Source organism: Serratia sp. BNK-4 (genome assembly GCF_048685115.1).
GTDB classification, from domain to species: domain Bacteria; phylum Pseudomonadota; class Gammaproteobacteria; order Enterobacterales; family Enterobacteriaceae; genus Serratia; species Serratia bockelmannii.
The window spans coordinates 1,544,230-1,562,084 of record NZ_JBLQTM010000001.1; the positions used below are offsets into that span (position 1 = coordinate 1,544,230).

A 17,855-nucleotide genomic window follows, 5' to 3' on the forward strand; every position below is an offset into this window, starting at 1 on the left:
CTTGTGTTAAACGGCTTTAAGGTTTAATGACAGGCCTTGACCGACGCCGACGCACATCGTCACCAATGCGTTGCTTGCTTGTCGGTCGCGTAATTCCAGCGCCGCCGACAGCACCAGGCGCGCACCGGACATCCCCAGCGGATGACCGAGCGCGATGGCGCCGCCGTTCGGGTTGACCCGCGCGTCGTTGGCGTCGATGCGCCAGTGTTTCAGCGCCGCCAGAACCTGTGAGGCGAACGCTTCGTTAATCTCGATGATGTCGAAGTCGTTCAAGGTGAACCCGCCGCGCTGCAGTAAGCGCTCGGTGGAGGCGATCGGCCCCAGCCCCATCAGCGCCGGTTCAACGCCGGCGGCCGCGCTGTCGCCGATCTCCGCCAGCGGTTGCCAGCCCTGGCGTTTCACGTAGCGACCGGAAGCCAATAGCAGCGCGGCGGCGCCGTCGTTGATGCCGGAAGCGTTGCCCGCCGTGACCGAACCGCCGGCGGAGAACGCCGGTTTCAGCGCCTGCAGCTGTTGCAACGTGCTGAGCCGGGGAAATTCATCCTGCGCGAATGTGCGGGTGTTTTTACGATCCGCCGGCACGTCCACGGGCGTGATTTCCCGCGCCAGCCGGCCGCTGTCGATCGCCCGGCGGGCCTTTTGCTGCGAGCCCAGCGCGAACAGATCCTGTTCCTCGCGTGAGATATGTTGCCGTTGGGCCACGTTTTCCGCCGTGATGCCCAGCGGGTCGCTGCCGTAGCGCTCCGCCAGCCGCGGATTGACGAAGCGCCATCCCAACGTGGTGTCATACAGCTTCACGCCTTTGTCGAACGGCGTTTCGCCCTTGCTCAGCACATAGGGTGCGCGGCTCATGCTTTCCACACCGCCGGCCAAAACCAGTTCGCTAAGACCGCTGCGGATTTTCGCCGCGGCGTAGATCACCGCATCCAACCCGGATGCGCAAAGGCGGTTGAGGGTGATGGCCGGCACCGACGGGTCCAACCCGGAAAGCAGCGTTGCCATGCGAGCGACGTTGCGGTTGTCTTCGCCGGACTGATTGGCGCAGCCCAGAACCACTTCGTCCAGATTCGCTTCCGCCGCCGGATGGCGCTGCAGCAGGCCGCGAATGATCGTCGCCGCCATGTCGTCGGGGCGGGTATGCGCCAGGCTGCCGCCATAGGCGCCGATCGCCGTGCGCGTGCCGTCGATCAGATAAACGCCGTCATCGTTAATGTTCATCATGGATCCTCAAGGCGTGGTCGTCAGCGCCGGTTGCGCGGCGTGCAGAAGGGTGTAATGCGGCGCATAACGCGCCGCGTGCAGCAACTGCGCCAGATTGCTCAGCGTCGTCCTGACGTTTTTCTCCCCCAGCTTGCTGAGCCAGTCGAAAATGCCGCCGGCGTAGTTAACGCCCGCGACGGCGGCGACATCAATGTCTTCCCGGCTGCAAACGCCGCTTTCCACCATGATCACCGACTCATTGATCAGGCTGCTGAGGACGCGAGCGACGATCAGCGCCGGGGAGTCTTTGATAAATTCAACCTGCGGAATTGCGGTGTGCAACAGGCGTAAAAACAGCGCCTTATTGGCCGCAGAGGCGTGGCGATTGTGCGCCGCAACCAGGTACGCCGTGTCGGCGTAGTTCAGGGCGATATCGACCACAAAAGCGTCAGCCGTCGTCTGCTCGGCTAACTGGCTCGCCGTACGGCCGTCGGTGATGCTGACGGTGAATGCGTCATTGATCTGGACGGCCGGCCCCACGCCTGGTAAGGCCGGCCGTTGTTCCACGCGCAGCTGTGGCCACTGAAGTGCGGCCCGCTGTTGCAACAGGGTAAAAAAAGGATGTTCGCCGTAAATGCGCAGCGTCTCGACGTCTGCACCGATGGCAGCCGTCACCGGCGGGGCGGTTTCTTCGGCGGTAAAATAGGAACGGCCGTTCTTTTTCCCCAACAGACCGGCATCGACCAGCGAACGCTGCAGATGGCCGGGGGTATAGCGCGGGTCGTATTGCATGTCCTGCCAGATTTGCCGACTGACCTGATAGTTGATGTCCTGGCCGATGAAATCGGTCAGCTCGAGCGGCCCCATGCGGAAGTGTCCGCCGGCCTTGAGGGCACGGTCGATCTGCGGCGCGCGCGCCACGTGTTCTTCCAACAGGCGGAACCCTTCCAGGTAGTAGGGGCGGGCCATGCGGTTAACGATAAACCCCGGCGTGGCCTGACAGACGACATCGCGTTTCCCCAACGCGGCCACCAGTTGACGGCAACGTTCCGTGGTGGCGTGTGCGGTAAAGTAGGCCGGGATGATTTCAATCAGTTTCATCAGCGGCGCAGGGTTGAAAAAGTGCAAACCGATAAACCGCTCGCTGTGCGTCACCGCGGTTGCCAGCTTGTTAAGCGACAGTGAGGAGGTATTGGTGGCGATCAGCGTATCGGGCTTGACCACCGCGGCGATGGCCGCCAACACCTCAAGTTTGGTTTGTTCATGCTCGGCGATGGTTTCTATCACCAACTCGCTGTCGGCGATAGCCACAAGCGCCGTCGAGAACACCAGATTGGCCAGCACTGAGCTTTTATCCTGCAGCGCGATCTTGCCCTGTTCGACTTTCTTGTTCAGGTCTTGCGCGATATATTCGCGAGCCTGATTGAGGGTATTGCCGTTGCGATTATAAAGCACCGTACGAATGCCTTTTTGCGCGAAAAGATAAGCGATACCTCTGCCCATCGTTCCCGCGCCGATAATCGCAGCCGATTGAATTGCCGCATTACTTTCTGCCATAGAAAATCCCCGTCACTGTATGCCATGCGAAATTCGCAAATGCTTATTATCTCTTTGGATTTACGGCGGCACCGGGTGCCTGTTTGGAAAGTAATTGGCGGTGTCCTGGCTGTCTAACGGTAGAAATGACAGGTTTACGTCCTGAAGGGATTATGCTATTCGCGTAGTTTTCCTGTTCGGCGCAATAAAAAGGCTTATTTTAAGGGGAATAGCTGTTTTCGTTATAGCGTTGGTATTTTTTATTATATGAAACGGCTACTGGCGCCGGGCGGCGATATTCTATAGTGAGTCTGACCTATCGATAATCGGCATCGCTATCTGGAGAACCTGCGTTATGGATACCCGCACTCAACGGCTCATGGCGGAGGTGATTGGCAGCCTGGCCGATCGCGAATGCTTTCTGACGCAACTGGGGCCCTGCGCCGAGGCGTTGGGGTTTGATTATTTCTCCTACATCGTGTTTTCCTGTTATCCGGCCAGCCGCCCCAAGATGCTGATCGAAGGTAATTTTTCAGCAGAGTATCTCGAAGATTATCGGCGGCAGCGGGTGTATTTGCAGGATCCGGTCATTGAGCGCGCTCACCATTCCACGCTGCAGTTCCAGTGGGACGAACGTTTTTATCACGATCGGCCGACGCTTTGGCGACGTATGGCGCAGTTTGGCCTGTGCGCCGGTTGGTCGCAGTCGGTCAAGGATTGCTATGGCAGGCTGGGGATCCTGACGTTTGCCGGCACAGCGCTACCGGAGCAAACGCCACAAGCGCGTGCGGCAAATGAAACCTTTTTCCTTTGGCTGGCGCAAACCGCCCATAAAACGCTGCGTGAAGCCTTGATATCGGTGAACGACGACGCGATAAAAGATGTGCTGACGCTGCGCGAAAAAGACATTTTACGCTGGTGCAGCGAAGGGAAAACGGCGGAAGAGATCGCGCTGTTGATGGGGGTGAGCGAGCGCACGATCAATTTCCACATAGGCAACTCGATTAAAAAACTTTCTGTCGCCAATAAGACCGCCGCCACCGCCAAAGCGGTTTATTTACAGCTGATTTAATCTCGAGAAATAAATAATTAATCGCCTATCCGTTATCGGTGTGATGTTTATATTTTGTTAAATTAAAAGCTATCCTTATCAGTATTTACCCCCCGATCACAAAAGCGTGATAAAGCGATTCACCGCGCCCGTACGCGGCAGTATTCTGTTGGCACCCGGTTTATATAGAAAGGATGTGATATGTACAAGACTATTTTAGTGCCGATCGATATTGAAGAGGATCTGTTGACCGAGCATGCGCTGAAGCATGTGGAATATTTGGCGAAGATGTCCGGCGCTAAAGTGCATTTCTTCCATGCCCTGCCGGATGCCTCGGCTTTTGTTACTGCCTATTCGTTCGGTCTCAAGGAATTTGAGAATCAGGCGGAGGTGAAGGCGGTGGACAAACTGAAGAAAATCATGTCGGAAATCGATCTGCCGTTGGATCGCCTTAATTACACCGTCAGCTTCGGTTCTGCGCGCGATCAGGTGTTGGAACTGGCGGAAGAGATCGACGCCGACCTGATCATTATCGGTTCACGGCGCCCGAGCGTGAAAACCTATCTGCTGGGATCTAACGCCGCCGCCATCGTTCGCCATGCCAATATTTCGGTGATGGTGGTCAGATAATCCCTCTTAAGCCCACCGTTTTCGGGCGCGCTCTGCGGTTGCCGGTCTGCGGCAGAGCGTGCCTTGCGTTTTATTGCCATCTCAGTGTGAGCTGCTACGATTTTAGCTGACGTTTTTATGCCACCCGGGTCACCGGCCTTGCGCATATTCTTCATCTCAGCCAGAAGAGGGGCAGCTATGCCATTAGAAGTCGATGGGATCATTAGAGGCGATCGGGGCAGTGAACCGAGCCGTTGGCAACATGCGTCAACCAAACCGCTTATCACGCTGACCTGGCATCACACCATTCCTTGGAACTGTTTGCGTAATGTCTGGAATGGTCTGGTGGCGGGGCAGCATTGGAACGCGCTGGACGAGTTTATGAACCTGATCGGTGTGCCAAACCGTGCCGAGGTGATCACACAGATCAAGAATAAAAACCTGCAGGATCGCGATGGATTACACACTCTGGTGACCTGGCAAGGATGGAACATCGTCGAGGGGCCTGGTAATGAGTATCGTGCGCAGGGGGACGATCCCGGTGAAAACTTCGACGGTTGGTCGGGTAAGGGGATGAGCACTAATCAGCAAGCGACGCTGCAGCAGGTCAACGTGTTGTATCAGGTGATGGCGCCGCTGGGAAGCCGTGCGCTGGACGCCGCCAAACAGGCGCCGAACATTTCTGCGGAAGAAGCGAGCGTCTTGCAACGGACGATTAAACAGACCCGTCCAACGTTGCGAGGAAAGGAACCGATCCGGTGGCAAGAAGACATGTGGCATCAGGTGCAGCCGGGTAAAGAGGCGAAACACTTCGCCCGTTGGGACACCAAACCGGTGTGGCGCAAGCGCCTGCACAGCGATTTGGCTCAGGCTGGATAAGCCTTTCCCCGCGCCGGGTTGCCGGCGCGGGGCATCAATCCGGCGCTAATCGCACAGCGCCATTATTTCGTCGTACAATGTCCTGGGAATTTCCACGCCGTATTGCTCGCTCTGCCGCCGCTGTCGATAACGCCGCTCGCCGGGGATGCGTGCGCCTTGCGCCTGCATGTCGGCAAACATCGCTTCTGCTCCGGCGAAATATTTCGCCTTATCCGCACCGAGAAAACGCTCGGGATCCAACGCGATGATCAACTCACCGCCGTAAGGCGACGAACCGGTGCCGTTGTCATAGGCCAGCGATTCCTTGCTGGTCATATCGCCGATCAGCGGCCCTGCCAGCAATTCAACCATCGCCGCCAGCGCCGAGCCCTTATGCCCACCGAAGGTCAGCATCGCGCCCTCCAGCACGCTGGCGGCATCGGTGGACGGATTGCCTGCCTTATCAATGCCCCAGCCTTCAGGCAGCGGGGTGCCAGCGCGGCGGTGCAGTTCGATTTCGCCGCGCGCCGCCGCGCTGGTGGCCATGTCGAATAAAAACGGCGGCCGATCCGGGCGTGGCCAGCCGAAGGCGATGGGGTTGGTGCCAAACAGCGGACGCGAACCGCCGGCCGGCGTCACCCACGCGTGGCTGGGTGTGCAGGCTAAGGCCACCAACCCCTGTTCGGTCAGCGGTTCTATGTCGGCCCACAGCGCGGAGAAATGCACGCAGCGGTTGATCGCCAGCGCGGCGATGCCATTGGCGCGCACCTTACCGATAAAGGCCGGCAGAGCGGTGCGGTAGGCCAGCAGGGAAAACGCGCCGCCGGCGTCGGCACGCAAGATGGCCGGCGCCTGGTCGAATAACTTGGGTACCGCATCGGCAGAGACCTTGCCTACCCGCAGCGATCGCACGCAGCCCAACAGCCGGTATAAGCCGTGAGAAGCGCAGCCGTCGCGTTCGCCCTGGGTGACATTTTGCGCCACCGCTTCGGCATGTGCCTGATTGAAACCGTTGCTGCGCAGCGTACGCAGCGCCAGTTGATAAGCCTGTTCCAACGACAGAACGTGCATGGATGTCATCTCGATGTCTCCCCTGGGTTCATTCTTCTTCATCGCCGATAAAATTGGCCTGGGGTAAACAGGTATAGGCGCCCCAGTAGTAAATCGCCAGCGCAATCACCGCCATGGTGAAGGTGTCCCACGGATGGGCAATGGCACCGATGCCACCGAAGCTGCTGAGGTAGGAGAGTGCGATCACCAGCGCATAGAAGACGATCAGCCACAGCGAGGACCAAATTTGCTGCCGAAGGCTAACGGCGTGGGTCGGCACCTGATTTTTGAACAGGATATAGATGAAGAACATCAGGATCTGCAAGCCGAGCAGCCAGGAGACGGTGTCCCAGCCGGACCAGAAGACGATCAACGCCGAAATGATAAACGACAGCGGGCCGAGCACGCAGAAAGCGCGCACCCGGAACGGACGCGGCATATCGGGCGCATTGCGCCGCAGCCCGGCGGCGGTGACCGGGGCGATGGCGTAGCTCAACACCAGTGCGGCGGACACTACGCCGATCAGCTTTTCCCAGGACGGGAATGGCAGCGTCCAGAATACCGAGAGAGCGAAGGTCAACCACAGCGCCGGACGCGGGATACCGGACTCGCTATCCACCCGGGTGAACAGTTTGAAGAAGGTGCCGGCGCGCGCCCAACCGTAGATCACGCGAGGCGTGGCGTTCATATAGATGTTGCCGGTGCCGCTCGGCGAAACGATCGCGTCGCTGACTACCAGAAACGCCAGCCATCCCATGCCCAGCGTGATGGCGATGTCGCGGAACGGCAGGGAGAACTGTTGGCTGATGCCGGCCCAGCCACCGCTTAGCATCTCGCTAGGGATACTGCCGAGAAACGCTATCTGCAGCAGCACATAGATGATGGTGGACAGCACCACCGACAGGATCAGCGCGATAGGAATGGTGCGCTGCGGCCTTTGCACCTCGCTGGCGACCGAAATGATCGGCGTCAGGCCGAGGTAGGCGAAGATGATGCCGCCGGCGGAAATGGCGGCCTCAACCCCGGCGGAACCGAAAGGGGCAAAGCCCTGGCTGTGCAGGTTTTCCGGTTTGAAAAAGCTGAACAACACCACGATCACCAGCAGGGGCACCAGAAACTTCAGCACGCTGATCAGGTTATTGGATTTGGCGAAGGTTTTGACGCTGTAGTAGTTGAGCGCGAAGAAAAAACACAGCAGCGCCAGCTGCACCAGCCAGCCGATCGCTGTTGGATCGCCGGACCCCGGCTGGCTGAGGAACGGGAACCAGGCGGCAGCGTACTGCCGGGCGGCGACGACTTCGATGGCGATCAGGCTGGAGAAGGCGATCAGCGTGATAAACCCCAGCAGGTAACCCATTAGTTCACCGTGCGAGAATACCGGATAGCGAATGATGCCGCCGGCGCGCGGCAGAGCGGCGCCCAACTCGCAGTAGACGATGCCGAGCAGCAGCACCGCCAGGCCACCGATCAGCCAGGAATAGATGCCGGCCGGGCCGGCGATGGAGGAGACGTGGCTGGCGGCGAACAGCCAACCGGAGCCGAAGATGGCGCCCAGACCGATGAACGTCAGATCGGTGAGCGTAAGCTGCTTCTTGAATTTGCCTTGGGTTGTCATGGTATTACCCTTTTGTTATTGAGTGGCAGGCAGATGCGGCCGGGCTAATGTTGGGCAGGTGAAACCAGGGGATCTCGGGTGTAAGCGCCGTTAACCAGTCGCAGCAGGTTGAGCGGGTTGGCGTCCTGCAGCGCCGGCGGCAACAGCGCTGCAGGGGTGTTTTGCAAACAAACTGGCCGCAGGAAACGCTCGATCGCCAGCGTGCCTACCGAGGTGCCGCGTGCGTCGCTGGTGGCCGGGTAAGGGCCGCCGTGCACCATGGCGTCGCACACTTCCACCCCGGTCGGGTACCCGTTGAATAGCACCCGACCGGCTTTGCGCGCCAACAGTGCCGTTAGCCCGGCGGCCATATCGAGATCGTCGTCGTCCGCCAGCAGCGTGGCGGTCAACTGGCCTTGCAATGCCGTTAGCGCCGCATGCAGCTGCGCTTCGTTATCCATCGCCACCAGGATGCTGGCCGGGCCGAAGACCTCCTGTTGCAGCAGCGGGTCGGCCTGCAGCAACAGCGCCCCCTCCGCCTGATAAAGCTGCGCCGCCGCCCGAAGAGCAGGCGTTTCGCTTCGGCCTGCCAACCGCCGCATACCCGGGTGGGCATCGAGGGCCGCCAGCCCGTGACGGTAGTGCTCCAGGGTGCCGGCATTCAGCATCGGCTGCGGCTCGGCGGCGTTGACCAGGGCGCTCATCGTTTCGGTTAACCGATCGAAGGCGGCGCCGCGCAGCGCGACGATCACGCCGGGCTTGGTGCAGAACTGACCGCAGCCGAGCGTGAAGGAAGAGACCAGTTCCTGCGCGATGTGCTGCCCGCGCCGCGCCAGCGCCTTGGGCAGGATCATTACCGGGTTGATGCTCGACATTTCGGCGAAGACCGGAATAGGTTGGGGACGTTGCATCGCCAGATCGAACAGCGCCCGGCCGCCTTGCAGCGAGCCGGTGAATCCCACCGCCTGAATCGCCGGGTGTTTTACCAAATCGGCCCCTACGCGGTTGCCGAAGATCATGTTGAAGACGCCGGCGGGCATCCCCGTGCGTTCCCGTGCGCGCTCGATCGCCTGAGCGGTTAGCTCGGCGGTAATCATATGGCCACTGTGCGCTTTGAACACGACCGGGCAGCCGGCGGCGAGCGCGGCGGCGGTATCACCGCCCGCGGTGGAGAACGCCAGCGGGAAGTTGCTGGCGCCGAATACCGCCACCGGGCCGAGCGCCGTGCGGTATTGACGCAGATCGGGGCGCGGCAGGGGGGAACGCTGCGGCAGCGCGCAGTCGATGCGCACGCCTTCGACATCGCCGCGCCGCAGCAGCGTGGCGAACAGCCGCATCTGACCGCTGGTTCTGGCGCGTTCGCCGCTCAAGCGCGCCGCCGGCAGGGCCGTTTCCTGTGTGGCGAGGGCGAAGAAGGTTTCGTCCAAGGCCTCTAGCTCCTCGGCGATGGTGTCCAAAAAGTTCGCGCGTTGCTCGGCGCTGAGTTGCGAATAGGGCACAAAGGCCGCGGCGGCGGCTTCGGCGGCGGCGGCGGTTTCTGCTGCCGTGGCCTGGTGGAAGCGGTAGCCGGTCGGCTGACCGTCGTCGGCGCGCAGGCTGAGCAGCGCAGCTTCCCCTGCGGCGCGGCGCTGGCCGCCGATAAATTGTTGGCCGCTGATGGCGACGTGGCGTTCGTTGGGCATGGGTTCCCCCGGTAAATAAAGAGCGACGCCCGGCCTGGCCGGGCGGTGAAGGCGTTACAGGTCGACGTTCGGCAGCGCAGGACGAGTGGCCAGCGCTTTATCGATCACGGCATTGATCTCGGTGAGCGTTTCCCCCTGCAGCGCCAGGCGCGGTGGGCGAGTGACGGCGCTGCCGCGGCCAACCCGCTGTTCGCAGAGCTTGATGCATTGCACCAGATCGGGACGGGCATCGAGGTGCAGCAGCGGCATGAACCAGCTGTACAGCGCCAATGCTTCCTCATAGCGCTTTTCCTTAGCCAGACGGAACAGGGTTTCCCCTTCGCGCGGGAAAGCATTGGACATGCCGGAGATCCAGCCTTGCGCGCCGACGGCGATGCTTTCCAGCACCACATCGTCCAACCCGGCGAACAGCACGAAGCGATCGCCGACTTCGTTGCGTAGGTCGATAAAGCGGCGCGTATCGCCCGAGGAGTCTTTGAAACACACGATGTTCTCGCAGTCGACCAGCGAGGTCAGGATGTCGGGTGTGACGTCATTTTTGTAAATGGGGGGGTTGTTGTAGACCATGATCGGCAGATCGGTCGCGCCGGCGACGCTGCGGAAGTGTGCGGCGGTTTCGTGCGGCTTGGCGGAATAAACCAGCGCCGGCATCACCATAATGCCATCGACACCGGCCTTTTGCGCTTCACGCGCCATGTTCTGCGCGAAGGCGGTGGTGAACTCGGCGATGCCGGCGATCACCGGCACTTTGCCGTCGGCGGCGTCTCTCGCCACTTCGATCACCGCCAGCTTTTCCTGCATCGTCATCGAGGTGTTTTCACCGACGGTGCCACACACCACCAGACCGGAGACGCCGTCGCGCACCAGGTTTTTGATCACCGTATGGGTGGCGTCGAGGTCCAGAGAGAAATCGTTGCGGAACTGGGTCGTCACCGCCGGGAATACGCCGCTCCAGCTTATGGCTTTATGGCTCATAGTGTTTGTCCTGTCGTCCGAAAGTGTTAATGAAAAGTGAATCTTTAGTAAGGCTCACCGACAGATTGACCGGTATTGCGCAGGGAGGCTTGACGCTTTTCGCCGATTGCCGCGACGAAATTGGCACAATGGCGGCGGAAAGCGGGCATGAAAAAAACCAGGCGCCGGTGCGCCGTGAGGAGAGGGAGGTAACCAGGTAAATCAGCGCGTTAAGCGGAAAGCGTCAGGCGGAAATCGCGCGGCGTGGAGCCGGTCATCGCTTTGAACTGACGGCTGAAGGCGCTGTGATCGGTATAGCCGCACTGTAGCGCGATGTCGGTGATTGGCAGATCGCCGGCCAGCAGTTCCGTGGCCTTTTCCAGCCGCACTTTATGGATCATCTGGCGCGGGGTGAGGTGGAAGATACGTTTGCAGTAGCGTTCAATCTGCGCCACCGACAACCCGGTCAGCGCCGTCAGCTCTTCAAGCGCGATCGGTCGCGCGTAGTGGCGGCGGATATGCACATCGATCGCCGCCAGCCGTTGGTAGGCCGGGTGATTGGCCCTGGCCTCCTGCAGGTCGTGAGAAATACCCGCCATACCGATGATTCTTCCCTGCGCGTCATACAGCGCCAGCTTTTGCGTCAGGCACCAGCCGGTTTCTCGGCCATTGTACAGGTGCATCTCCAGTTGATCCTGGATCAGCACGCCGTGGCGCAATACCCGCAGATCCTGCTCGGTGTAGCCGGATCCGAGCTGAGCGGGAAAAACGTCGGCGGAGGTCTTGCCCAGCAGCGGCGTGACGGTTTTGAAACCGCAGCGCTTGGCCAGCGTGAGGTTGGCCAGCAGGTAGCGAGCCTGGGCGTCTTTGATAAAGAACACCACGTTCGGGATCGCGTTCAGCAACGGCGCGATCAGCGCCAGCGTATTCAGCAGATCGCGCAGGTTGTTCGGGCGCTGTTGCGCCAGTCCGTCGCACAGACGCGACAGATGTTCGACGGCAAAAACGTCCTCCTGCTCCGGCAACCCAACAAGCGAAGGCGGCGAGAGAGAAACCGGAGGCTGATAGTCTGAAGTGGATCGCATAACAGTCCCTTTTCGGTCGTTAGCCGGAAAAACAGGCGGGCCAGGTTGGCACTTTCGCATCAATATTAACTTTTCTGTAACGAAGCAAGCGCTATTTCCGGCCGGCTGCTAAATATGCGGATTGCCGCATACTTTTGCCGGGCGGAGTTTGGCAGTTGCTTGAAAACTGCGGTGTTTCTCGCTACATAAAGGTTTAGCATGGAAATAACAGTATGATAAATAAGTCATTATTATGGCATTCGTTAAGCGTATACCCGCGCCGCGTCAGACCTGACTTTTATCACTGTGCTGATTTCTTCATTCGCCGCGCCGAAACGCATCAAGCCGCCATGCTCACATTCGTTCAGGCTAATGCCATTGGTAACATCTCATTAACTCAGGAGACGCCGATGGCACTTTCTGCGCATATCACCGCTTTGCGGGCGATCGATTCTCATACCGGCGGAGAGCCGACACGTCTGATCGTGGAAGGGTTTCCCGATCTCGGCGAGGGCAGCATGGCGGAACGGCGGGCGCGTTTCGCGCAACATTATGACGATTGGCGCTGCGCGGTGATGCTCGAACCGCGCGGCAATGACGTGCTGGTGGGGGCGCTGCTGTGTCGCCCCTGCTCGCCGCAGGCCACCGCTGGGGTGATCTTCTTTAACAACAACGGCTATCTGGGTATGTGCGGGCACGGCACTATCGGGCTGATCGCTTCGCTGGCGCACCTAGGGCGCATCCACGCCGGGTGCCATCTCATCGAGACCCCGGTCGGCACGGTAAACGCCACGCTGCATGACGACGGCAGCGTCACGGTGGAGAACGTGGCGGCTTATCGTTACCGTCGCCAGGTGCGGCTTGAGGTTGGGGGATACGGGCCGGTGACGGGGGATATCGCCTGGGGCGGTAACTGGTTCTTCCTGATCGGCGAGTCGCCGTTACCTATCGATAGACAAAATCTGGAGGCATTGACCGCGTTCACCTGGGCGGTGCGGCAGACATTGGAACAGGCGGGCATCTGCGGTGAAGACGGCGGAGTGATAGACCATATCGAACTGTTCGGTGACGATCCGCAGGCCGACAGCCGAAGCTTCGTGTTGTGCCCCGGCAAAGCCTATGATCGTTCTCCGTGCGGTACCGGTACCAGCGCCAAACTGGCGTGTCTGGCGGCGGACGGCAAACTGCCACCGGAAACGCAGTGGCGGCAGGTCAGCGTGATCGGTAGCGAATTCCAGGCCTATTACCGCTGGAATGGCGAACGTATTACTCCTTTTATTCGCGGGCAGGCCTATGTGTGTGCCGATAGCCAACTGCTGCTCGACGAACGCGATCCCTTTGTCTGGGGAATACGCTGATGGGCACCGGACAGAAAGCCGATGTCATCGTGATCGGCGCCGGCATCATCGGCGCTGCCTGTGCCTGGCGGTTGGCGCGGGAAGGGTATCGTGTCTCGGTAGTGGACGATCGTCGCGCCGGTGCGACCGCCGCCGGCATGGGGCATCTGGTATGCATGGACGATAATCCGGCTGAGCTGGCGTTGAGCGCTTATTCGCTGCGGTTATGGCGTGAAGTGACGGGGCGGATGCCGCAAGCGTGTGCCTGGCGCGGCTGCGGAACGCTATGGCTGGCGGATAAAACGGATGAAATGGGCATTGCCGAACAAAAGCGGGCGCGGCTGGCGGAGCAGGGTGTGACTGCGGAACTGCTGACGGCGGAGCAGATCGCCGCCGTGGAGCCGATGCTGCGGCACGGCCTGGCCGGTGGGCTGCGGGTGCCGGCCGACGGCATTGTGTATGCGCCGCTCGTGGCTCGCTGGCTGTTGGACGACGGTAGTGCAGCGATCGACGTGGTACATGGCGAAGCGACAGCATTGGAGGAAGGGGCAGTGAGGCTGGCGGATGGCAGGCGCCTGGCTGCGCCACTGGTAGTCCTGGCCTGTGGCCTCAGGGCCAATAGCCTATTGCCGCAGGCTTTGCTGCACGCCAAGAAGGGCCATCTGGCGATCACCGATCGCTACCCGCCGCGGGTGCGGCATCAACTGGTGGAGTTGGGATATGGCGCCAGCGCGCATGCCAGCGACGGTACGTCGGTGGCATTCAATGTGCAGGCACGGCCCACCGGACAATGGCTGATCGGCTCTTCCCGCCAGTTTGACGCCGTCGATTCGGCGTTGGACATGCCAGTGTTGGCGGCGATGCTCAAGCGTGCGCAGCATTTCTTGCCCGCACTGGCGCAGATGAACATCATTCGCTGCTGGACCGGGCTGCGCGCCGCCTCTGCCGACGGGCTGCCGTTGTTGGGCGCACATCCGCGGCATTCCTGGCTGTGGTTGGCGCTGGGGCACGAGGGATTGGGTGTCACAACCGCCCTTGGTAGTGCCGCGCTGATTACTGCGCAGATCGGCAGGCAAACGCCGGAGATTGATGATTCCCCCTATTTGGCGGCGCGCGCGTTTGCCGTCGAGGAGCTGCCTGTATGAATGAAAGACAAAATACGCTCTCGTTGAGTATCGATGGAGAGCACCGGCGGGTGCCGGTTGGCCTCAGCGTTGCTGCGGCACTCAGCCTGTGCGGTGACGATCGTTGCCGGTTGTCGATTTCACACCAACCACGGGCCCCCTTTTGCGGCATGGGCATTTGTCAGGAGTGCCGGGTGACCATTAACGGTCTGCGTCGCCTGGCGTGCCAGACGCTGTGCCAAGCCGGCATGCGCATCGAGAGGAGCGATGATGAGTAACTTCGACTGTGAGGTGCTGATCGTCGGCGCTGGGCCGGCCGGCATGGCGGCGGCGCTGGCCGCTGCGGAAAGTGGTGGTCAGGTACGAATGATTGATGATAATCCACATCCAGGCGGACAAATCTGGCGCGATGGACCGCAGGTGGCATTGCCTGAAATGGCGAACCGCTATCGGCAGGCGGTGGTGACGAAGGAAAATATTGCGCTGCAGTCCGGCTGCAAGCTGGTGGCGCAGTGTGGCGCTAACCGATTGGCATATGAAGATGCCGAAGGCTGCGGCGTGATTCGCTATCAAAAGTTGATTTTATGCAATGGCGCTCGTGAACTCCTGTTGCCGTTTCCCGGCTGGACGCTGCCGGGGGTGACCGGCGCCGGTGGTCTACAGGCGCAAATCAAGCAAGGGCTGACAATCCGCGGTGAGCGAGTAGTGATAGCAGGCAGTGGTCCACTGCTGTTGGCGGTGGCGAACAGCGTAAAACAGGCCGGCGGCGAGGTGGTGCTGGTGGCTGAGCAGGCACCGCTTTGGCGGTTGGCGGCGTTTGCGGGCGGCTTGTGGCGCTGGCCAGCCAAGCTGCATCAGGCGTTTTCTCTGATGCCGCATCGTTATCGTGCCGGTAGCCGGGTGCTGGCGGCGTTGGGGCAAGACCGTTTAACCTCGGTGCACGTCAATAACGGTGGGCGGCAAAGAACGATCGCCTGCGACAGGTTAGCCTGCGGTTTTGGATTGGTGGCGAACATTGAGTTGGCCATGCTGCTGGGGTGTCGGATAGAACACGGTGCCGTAGCGGTGGATCATTGTCAGCAAACCAGCCAGGCGCAAATTTATGCCGCCGGGGAATGTACCGGCATCGGCGGCAGTGAATTGGCGCTCACCGAAGGCGCCATCGCCGGTTATGCCGCCACCGGTCAGAAGGAAAAAGCCGATTTTATGATGGCGCAGCGGCAGCGGTGGCGGCGTTTCGCCACGGCGACAGCGGCCGCTTTTACGCTCGATGAACGCATGAATTCTCTGGCCAAACCGCAGACGCTGCTGTGCCGCTGCGAAGACGTCGCGCTGGAACAGGTCCGCCATCAGCCGGATTGGAACACGGCTAAGCTAAGTAGCCGCTGTGGCATGGGGGCATGCCAGGGTAAAGTCTGCGCGGCGGCGGCGAGGCAGCTTTTGGGCTGGCCTTTGCCACCGCCGCGTGTGCCTTTAACGCCGGTCAGGGCGGAAACACTGGTTGCGCTGGGGCTGAACCGAAGTGATGACGACGGCTGAATGGATTAGCGGCATGTCACCCTAGGCAAACGCCGCCACATCACCATTGCGGCCAATAGTAGGTTTTCTCTCGCCAACCTTTGCTGTACATACAGGCTTCGATGGTGGCGTTTCGGGCGGACTGATTGCGGTCGGTCTGCACCGTCTTAATCGACGGCTCTTTGTCATAGCGGTATCCCGATGGGCAATCTTTCTTATTTTTCTCGCAAGGGATGTATTTGTTTTCGTAGCTGAACTCCACGTCTCGCACCACGTCCGGCGGAAAACGATCGTAGCCGCGGCTGCGGCATTCGGCATATTCGGCATCCCGGGTACTCTCGACCGCGCCGGGCCTTTCCCATTGGGTGCAGGCGGTCATCATCAAAAGCGGCAAAACAATCAAACAACGGTAATTCTTCATGGTGTCCCTAACTCTTTCTCTGTCCTGAGGCTCTCCGACTAGGAATGTTCCTAACTGGCGAGGTAGGAAAGTGTAATAAACTGGCGGAATAATTGGAAATGATAATGGTTATTGTTTAGGTATGATTGAGGAAGTGCCGCGTTGAGAGAGGATGTGGCACATTGGGGAAGTCTGTAGGGATCTGCGACCACACGACAAAGGTGGGTCGATGTGGTGCTGGTTTTATTCATTCTTTTTATGCCGTAATGATCCGAGCGCAATTGCATCGTTTTGATGAGTGAAATAATACGCATGCTAAGTATATTCTTATCTTGCCTGACTATTATTTTTATTTAGGATATTTACCCATGCCAAGGATTTAATACTCGGTATTAATACTCTATTTTTTTATTTCTGTTTTTTTATTGGGGTTTTATTTCCGGGTTTTTTCTGGGGAAGGCTTTTAGTTACAGGGAATTCATTTGCATTTTAAATTTGGATTTTTTAAATTCATTTTAGAGGAAGGGTAATCGTACGCGACAGCGTCAAAAAAGGAGTTTATTTTGTCTGGGATAAAGAAAACGCCTGAAAGTCATGACGGTTTACCTTCACCATCAGAGGATTATGATACTTTCAAGCACCTCTCCGATGTGGGGGCCGTGTTGGGATATGGGCGAACTCGCTTTTATCAGTGGTGCCGCGGACGCGGATTTCTAACCCCAATGAACGTTCCATCACATGAAATGATCAGCCTGGGATATATGGTGGCGGTGTTATCAGAGACCGGTCATACCCGAGTTTACGTCACGCAGGATGGTTTCAGTTACGTCAGTGGTGCTTTTGCGGCAGATATCCAACGTGGCATGGTCAAGTTTTAAATCTGCAAGAATCGCCTTTATTTCAATAGCTTTAATGCAGAATCTTCTTATTCCTGCCGGTTTGTGGGTGAGTGGGAAGTTATCCGATTTTTTCGTCTCTGCAGTATGAATGCTACTGGAGACAGCTATTCTCTTGTTACGATAAGCATTATTTTCTTCAGGAGCCAAGGATGAAGCATTACGCCGCGTTGTTATTTGCCTCTGCACTGTTGACGGGATGTGCGACTCAAGTCGTACCGCCGCAACAGGCTGAATTGCCGCCCCCAAGCCGTCTGATGCTCTATCAGAATATCCCGGATACGCCTTACGCTACGGTAGTGGTGGTGCGCGACAGCGGAATGCTAGCGGGGAGCTGTCGCACCGGCGTCTATGTGAATGGGGAGTTCGCCGCTTCACTGGGGTCGAAAGAGAAAGCAGAATTTCGCGTGCCGCCAGGCAATATTACGGTCAGTATCGGGCAAGATATGATCGAGAATAATCTGTGTATTTGGCGTGAGACCGGCGGCAGTGTACCGATGACGCTGCGCGCCGGTGAAAGCCGCTATCTGCGTATCGCGGGCGATCGGCAGAGAGGCTTCGTTTTGCAGGCAGGGCGGCCGTAACATTTCCGGCAAGGGCGTTAACGCCCTTGCCACCATCCCCACAGCGTAATGAGTAGCCACGCCGCTGCAATCCAGCACAGTACCGCCGCGCCCAGCGCTAACGACAGCCGCAGACTGTTAATCAGGAAATACAGCGAAATCAAATACACCAGGTAGGGCAACACCGCCCACATGCCGAAAATCAGCGTCGTTTTTAGCGCCGCTATTGAACGTTCGCTGCCGACAACATAATGCGCAATCAAAGCAAAAGTGGGGAAGAGCGGGACTAAACCGGCGATATAATAGTTGCGCGTTTTGGCCAACAGGCCAATCAGAACCACGACCAGCGCGCCGATCAGCGCTTTGACAAGGATGCCCATAACGGTCTCGGGTGTGGGGGAAAGTCAACACACTGCCCG

Annotated in this window: 19 protein-coding genes; 9 read left to right on the forward strand and 10 right to left on the reverse strand. The window is 59.2% G+C overall.

Annotated features, from left to right (window positions below; translation table 11 throughout):
* Positions 1-6 precede the first annotated feature (6 nt).
* On the reverse strand, positions 7-1,218 hold the full coding sequence (locus ACMGGW_RS07385) for an acetyl-CoA C-acyltransferase (RefSeq protein ID WP_043141853.1): 1,212 nt from the start codon (positions 1,216-1,218) through the stop codon (positions 7-9).
* Between the two features lie 9 nt (positions 1,219-1,227).
* Entirely contained in the window at positions 1,228-2,757 is a 1,530-nt protein-coding gene (locus tag ACMGGW_RS07390; protein WP_197832191.1) for a 3-hydroxyacyl-CoA dehydrogenase NAD-binding domain-containing protein, read from the reverse strand.
* A gap of 334 nt (positions 2,758-3,091) precedes the next feature.
* On the opposite strand from ACMGGW_RS07390, the gene ACMGGW_RS07395 reads away from it, so the two are divergent.
* The 3 genes from ACMGGW_RS07395 (at position 3,092) to ACMGGW_RS07405 (ending at position 5,275) form a co-directional block, all read left to right on the forward strand.
* A complete protein-coding gene (locus tag ACMGGW_RS07395) occupies positions 3,092-3,808 on the forward strand; it encodes a LuxR family transcriptional regulator (protein ID WP_025302346.1) in 717 nt (238 codons plus the stop codon).
* A gap of 180 nt (positions 3,809-3,988) precedes the next feature.
* Positions 3,989-4,417: a universal stress protein gene (locus ACMGGW_RS07400; RefSeq protein ID WP_025302347.1), complete on the forward strand. Its 429-nt coding sequence runs from the start codon at positions 3,989-3,991 to the stop codon at positions 4,415-4,417.
* Between the two features lie 177 nt (positions 4,418-4,594).
* A complete protein-coding gene (locus ACMGGW_RS07405) occupies positions 4,595-5,275 on the forward strand; it encodes a hypothetical protein (RefSeq protein WP_197832190.1) in 681 nt (226 codons plus the stop codon).
* Positions 5,276-5,320: 45 nt separating this feature from the next.
* On the opposite strand, the gene ACMGGW_RS07410 is transcribed toward ACMGGW_RS07405, so the two are convergent.
* The 4 genes from ACMGGW_RS07410 to ACMGGW_RS07425 are packed head-to-tail and all read right to left on the reverse strand — an operon-like array spanning position 5,321 to position 10,555.
* On the reverse strand, positions 5,321-6,334 hold the full coding sequence (locus ACMGGW_RS07410; protein WP_060432849.1) for an Ldh family oxidoreductase: 1,014 nt from the start codon (positions 6,332-6,334) through the stop codon (positions 5,321-5,323).
* 19 nt (positions 6,335-6,353) lie between these two features.
* Positions 6,354-7,919 (reverse strand): APC family permease, encoded by a 1,566-nt coding sequence (locus tag ACMGGW_RS07415; RefSeq protein WP_167324997.1) that lies wholly within the window; start codon positions 7,917-7,919, stop codon positions 6,354-6,356.
* A gap of 44 nt (positions 7,920-7,963) precedes the next feature.
* Positions 7,964-9,580 carry an aldehyde dehydrogenase (NADP(+)) gene (locus ACMGGW_RS07420; protein WP_197832220.1) on the reverse strand — a complete coding sequence of 539 codons (1,617 nt, stop codon included), beginning with the start codon at positions 9,578-9,580 and terminating at the stop codon, positions 7,964-7,966.
* A 54-nt stretch (positions 9,581-9,634) separates the two neighbouring features.
* The gene (locus ACMGGW_RS07425) at positions 9,635-10,555 is read right to left on the reverse strand and encodes a dihydrodipicolinate synthase family protein (RefSeq protein ID WP_197833453.1); all 921 of its coding nucleotides are present in this window, start codon (positions 10,553-10,555) and stop codon (positions 9,635-9,637) included.
* Positions 10,556-10,584: 29 nt separating this feature from the next.
* Here ACMGGW_RS07425 and ACMGGW_RS07430 point away from each other — a divergent pair, with 29 nt between their 5' ends.
* Positions 10,585-10,755, forward strand: coding sequence for a hypothetical protein (locus ACMGGW_RS07430; protein ID WP_153266251.1), 171 nt, complete (start codon positions 10,585-10,587; stop codon positions 10,753-10,755).
* Positions 10,756-10,764: 9 nt separating this feature from the next.
* Here the strand turns inward: ACMGGW_RS07430 and ACMGGW_RS07435 are convergent, their stop codons facing one another.
* A complete protein-coding gene (locus ACMGGW_RS07435; RefSeq protein ID WP_025302353.1) occupies positions 10,765-11,619 on the reverse strand; it encodes an AraC family transcriptional regulator in 855 nt (284 codons plus the stop codon).
* Positions 11,620-12,008: 389 nt separating this feature from the next.
* On the opposite strand from ACMGGW_RS07435, the gene ACMGGW_RS07440 reads away from it, so the two are divergent.
* The 4 genes from ACMGGW_RS07440 to ACMGGW_RS07455 are packed head-to-tail and all read left to right on the forward strand — an operon-like array spanning position 12,009 to position 15,598.
* Positions 12,009-12,956, forward strand: coding sequence for a 4-hydroxyproline epimerase (locus tag ACMGGW_RS07440; protein ID WP_025302354.1), 948 nt, complete (start codon positions 12,009-12,011; stop codon positions 12,954-12,956).
* Positions 12,956-14,080 carry an NAD(P)/FAD-dependent oxidoreductase gene (locus ACMGGW_RS07445; RefSeq protein ID WP_025302355.1) on the forward strand — a complete coding sequence of 375 codons (1,125 nt, stop codon included), beginning with the start codon at positions 12,956-12,958 and terminating at the stop codon, positions 14,078-14,080. Before ACMGGW_RS07440 ends, ACMGGW_RS07445 begins: the two co-directional genes overlap by 1 nt.
* Positions 14,077-14,337 (forward strand): (2Fe-2S)-binding protein, encoded by a 261-nt coding sequence (locus ACMGGW_RS07450; RefSeq protein WP_025302356.1) that lies wholly within the window; start codon positions 14,077-14,079, stop codon positions 14,335-14,337. Before ACMGGW_RS07445 ends, ACMGGW_RS07450 begins: the two co-directional genes overlap by 4 nt.
* Positions 14,330-15,598, forward strand: a complete 1,269-nt coding sequence (locus ACMGGW_RS07455) for an NAD(P)/FAD-dependent oxidoreductase (protein WP_025302357.1) — start codon at positions 14,330-14,332, stop codon at positions 15,596-15,598. The genes ACMGGW_RS07450 and ACMGGW_RS07455 overlap by 8 nt, the downstream gene beginning before the upstream one ends.
* A 40-nt stretch (positions 15,599-15,638) precedes the next feature.
* Here the strand turns inward: ACMGGW_RS07455 and ACMGGW_RS07460 are convergent, their stop codons facing one another.
* Together ACMGGW_RS07460 and ACMGGW_RS07465 are read right to left on the reverse strand one after the other, a co-directional pair.
* On the reverse strand, positions 15,639-15,998 hold the full coding sequence (locus ACMGGW_RS07460; RefSeq protein ID WP_025302358.1) for a hypothetical protein: 360 nt from the start codon (positions 15,996-15,998) through the stop codon (positions 15,639-15,641).
* Positions 15,999-16,753: 755 nt separating this feature from the next.
* Positions 16,754-17,023, reverse strand: a complete 270-nt coding sequence (locus ACMGGW_RS07465; RefSeq protein ID WP_161800801.1) for a hypothetical protein — start codon at positions 17,021-17,023, stop codon at positions 16,754-16,756.
* Between the two features lie 2 nt (positions 17,024-17,025).
* Here ACMGGW_RS07465 and ACMGGW_RS07470 point away from each other — a divergent pair, with 2 nt between their 5' ends.
* Complete coding sequence (locus ACMGGW_RS07470; RefSeq protein ID WP_025302359.1) at positions 17,026-17,457, forward strand: hypothetical protein; 432 nt, start codon at positions 17,026-17,028, stop codon at positions 17,455-17,457.
* A 17-nt stretch (positions 17,458-17,474) separates the two neighbouring features.
* Here the strand turns inward: ACMGGW_RS07470 and ACMGGW_RS07475 are convergent, their stop codons facing one another.
* A complete protein-coding gene (locus ACMGGW_RS07475) occupies positions 17,475-17,816 on the reverse strand; it encodes a GlpM family protein (RefSeq protein ID WP_025302360.1) in 342 nt (113 codons plus the stop codon).
* Positions 17,817-17,855 lie beyond the last annotated feature (39 nt).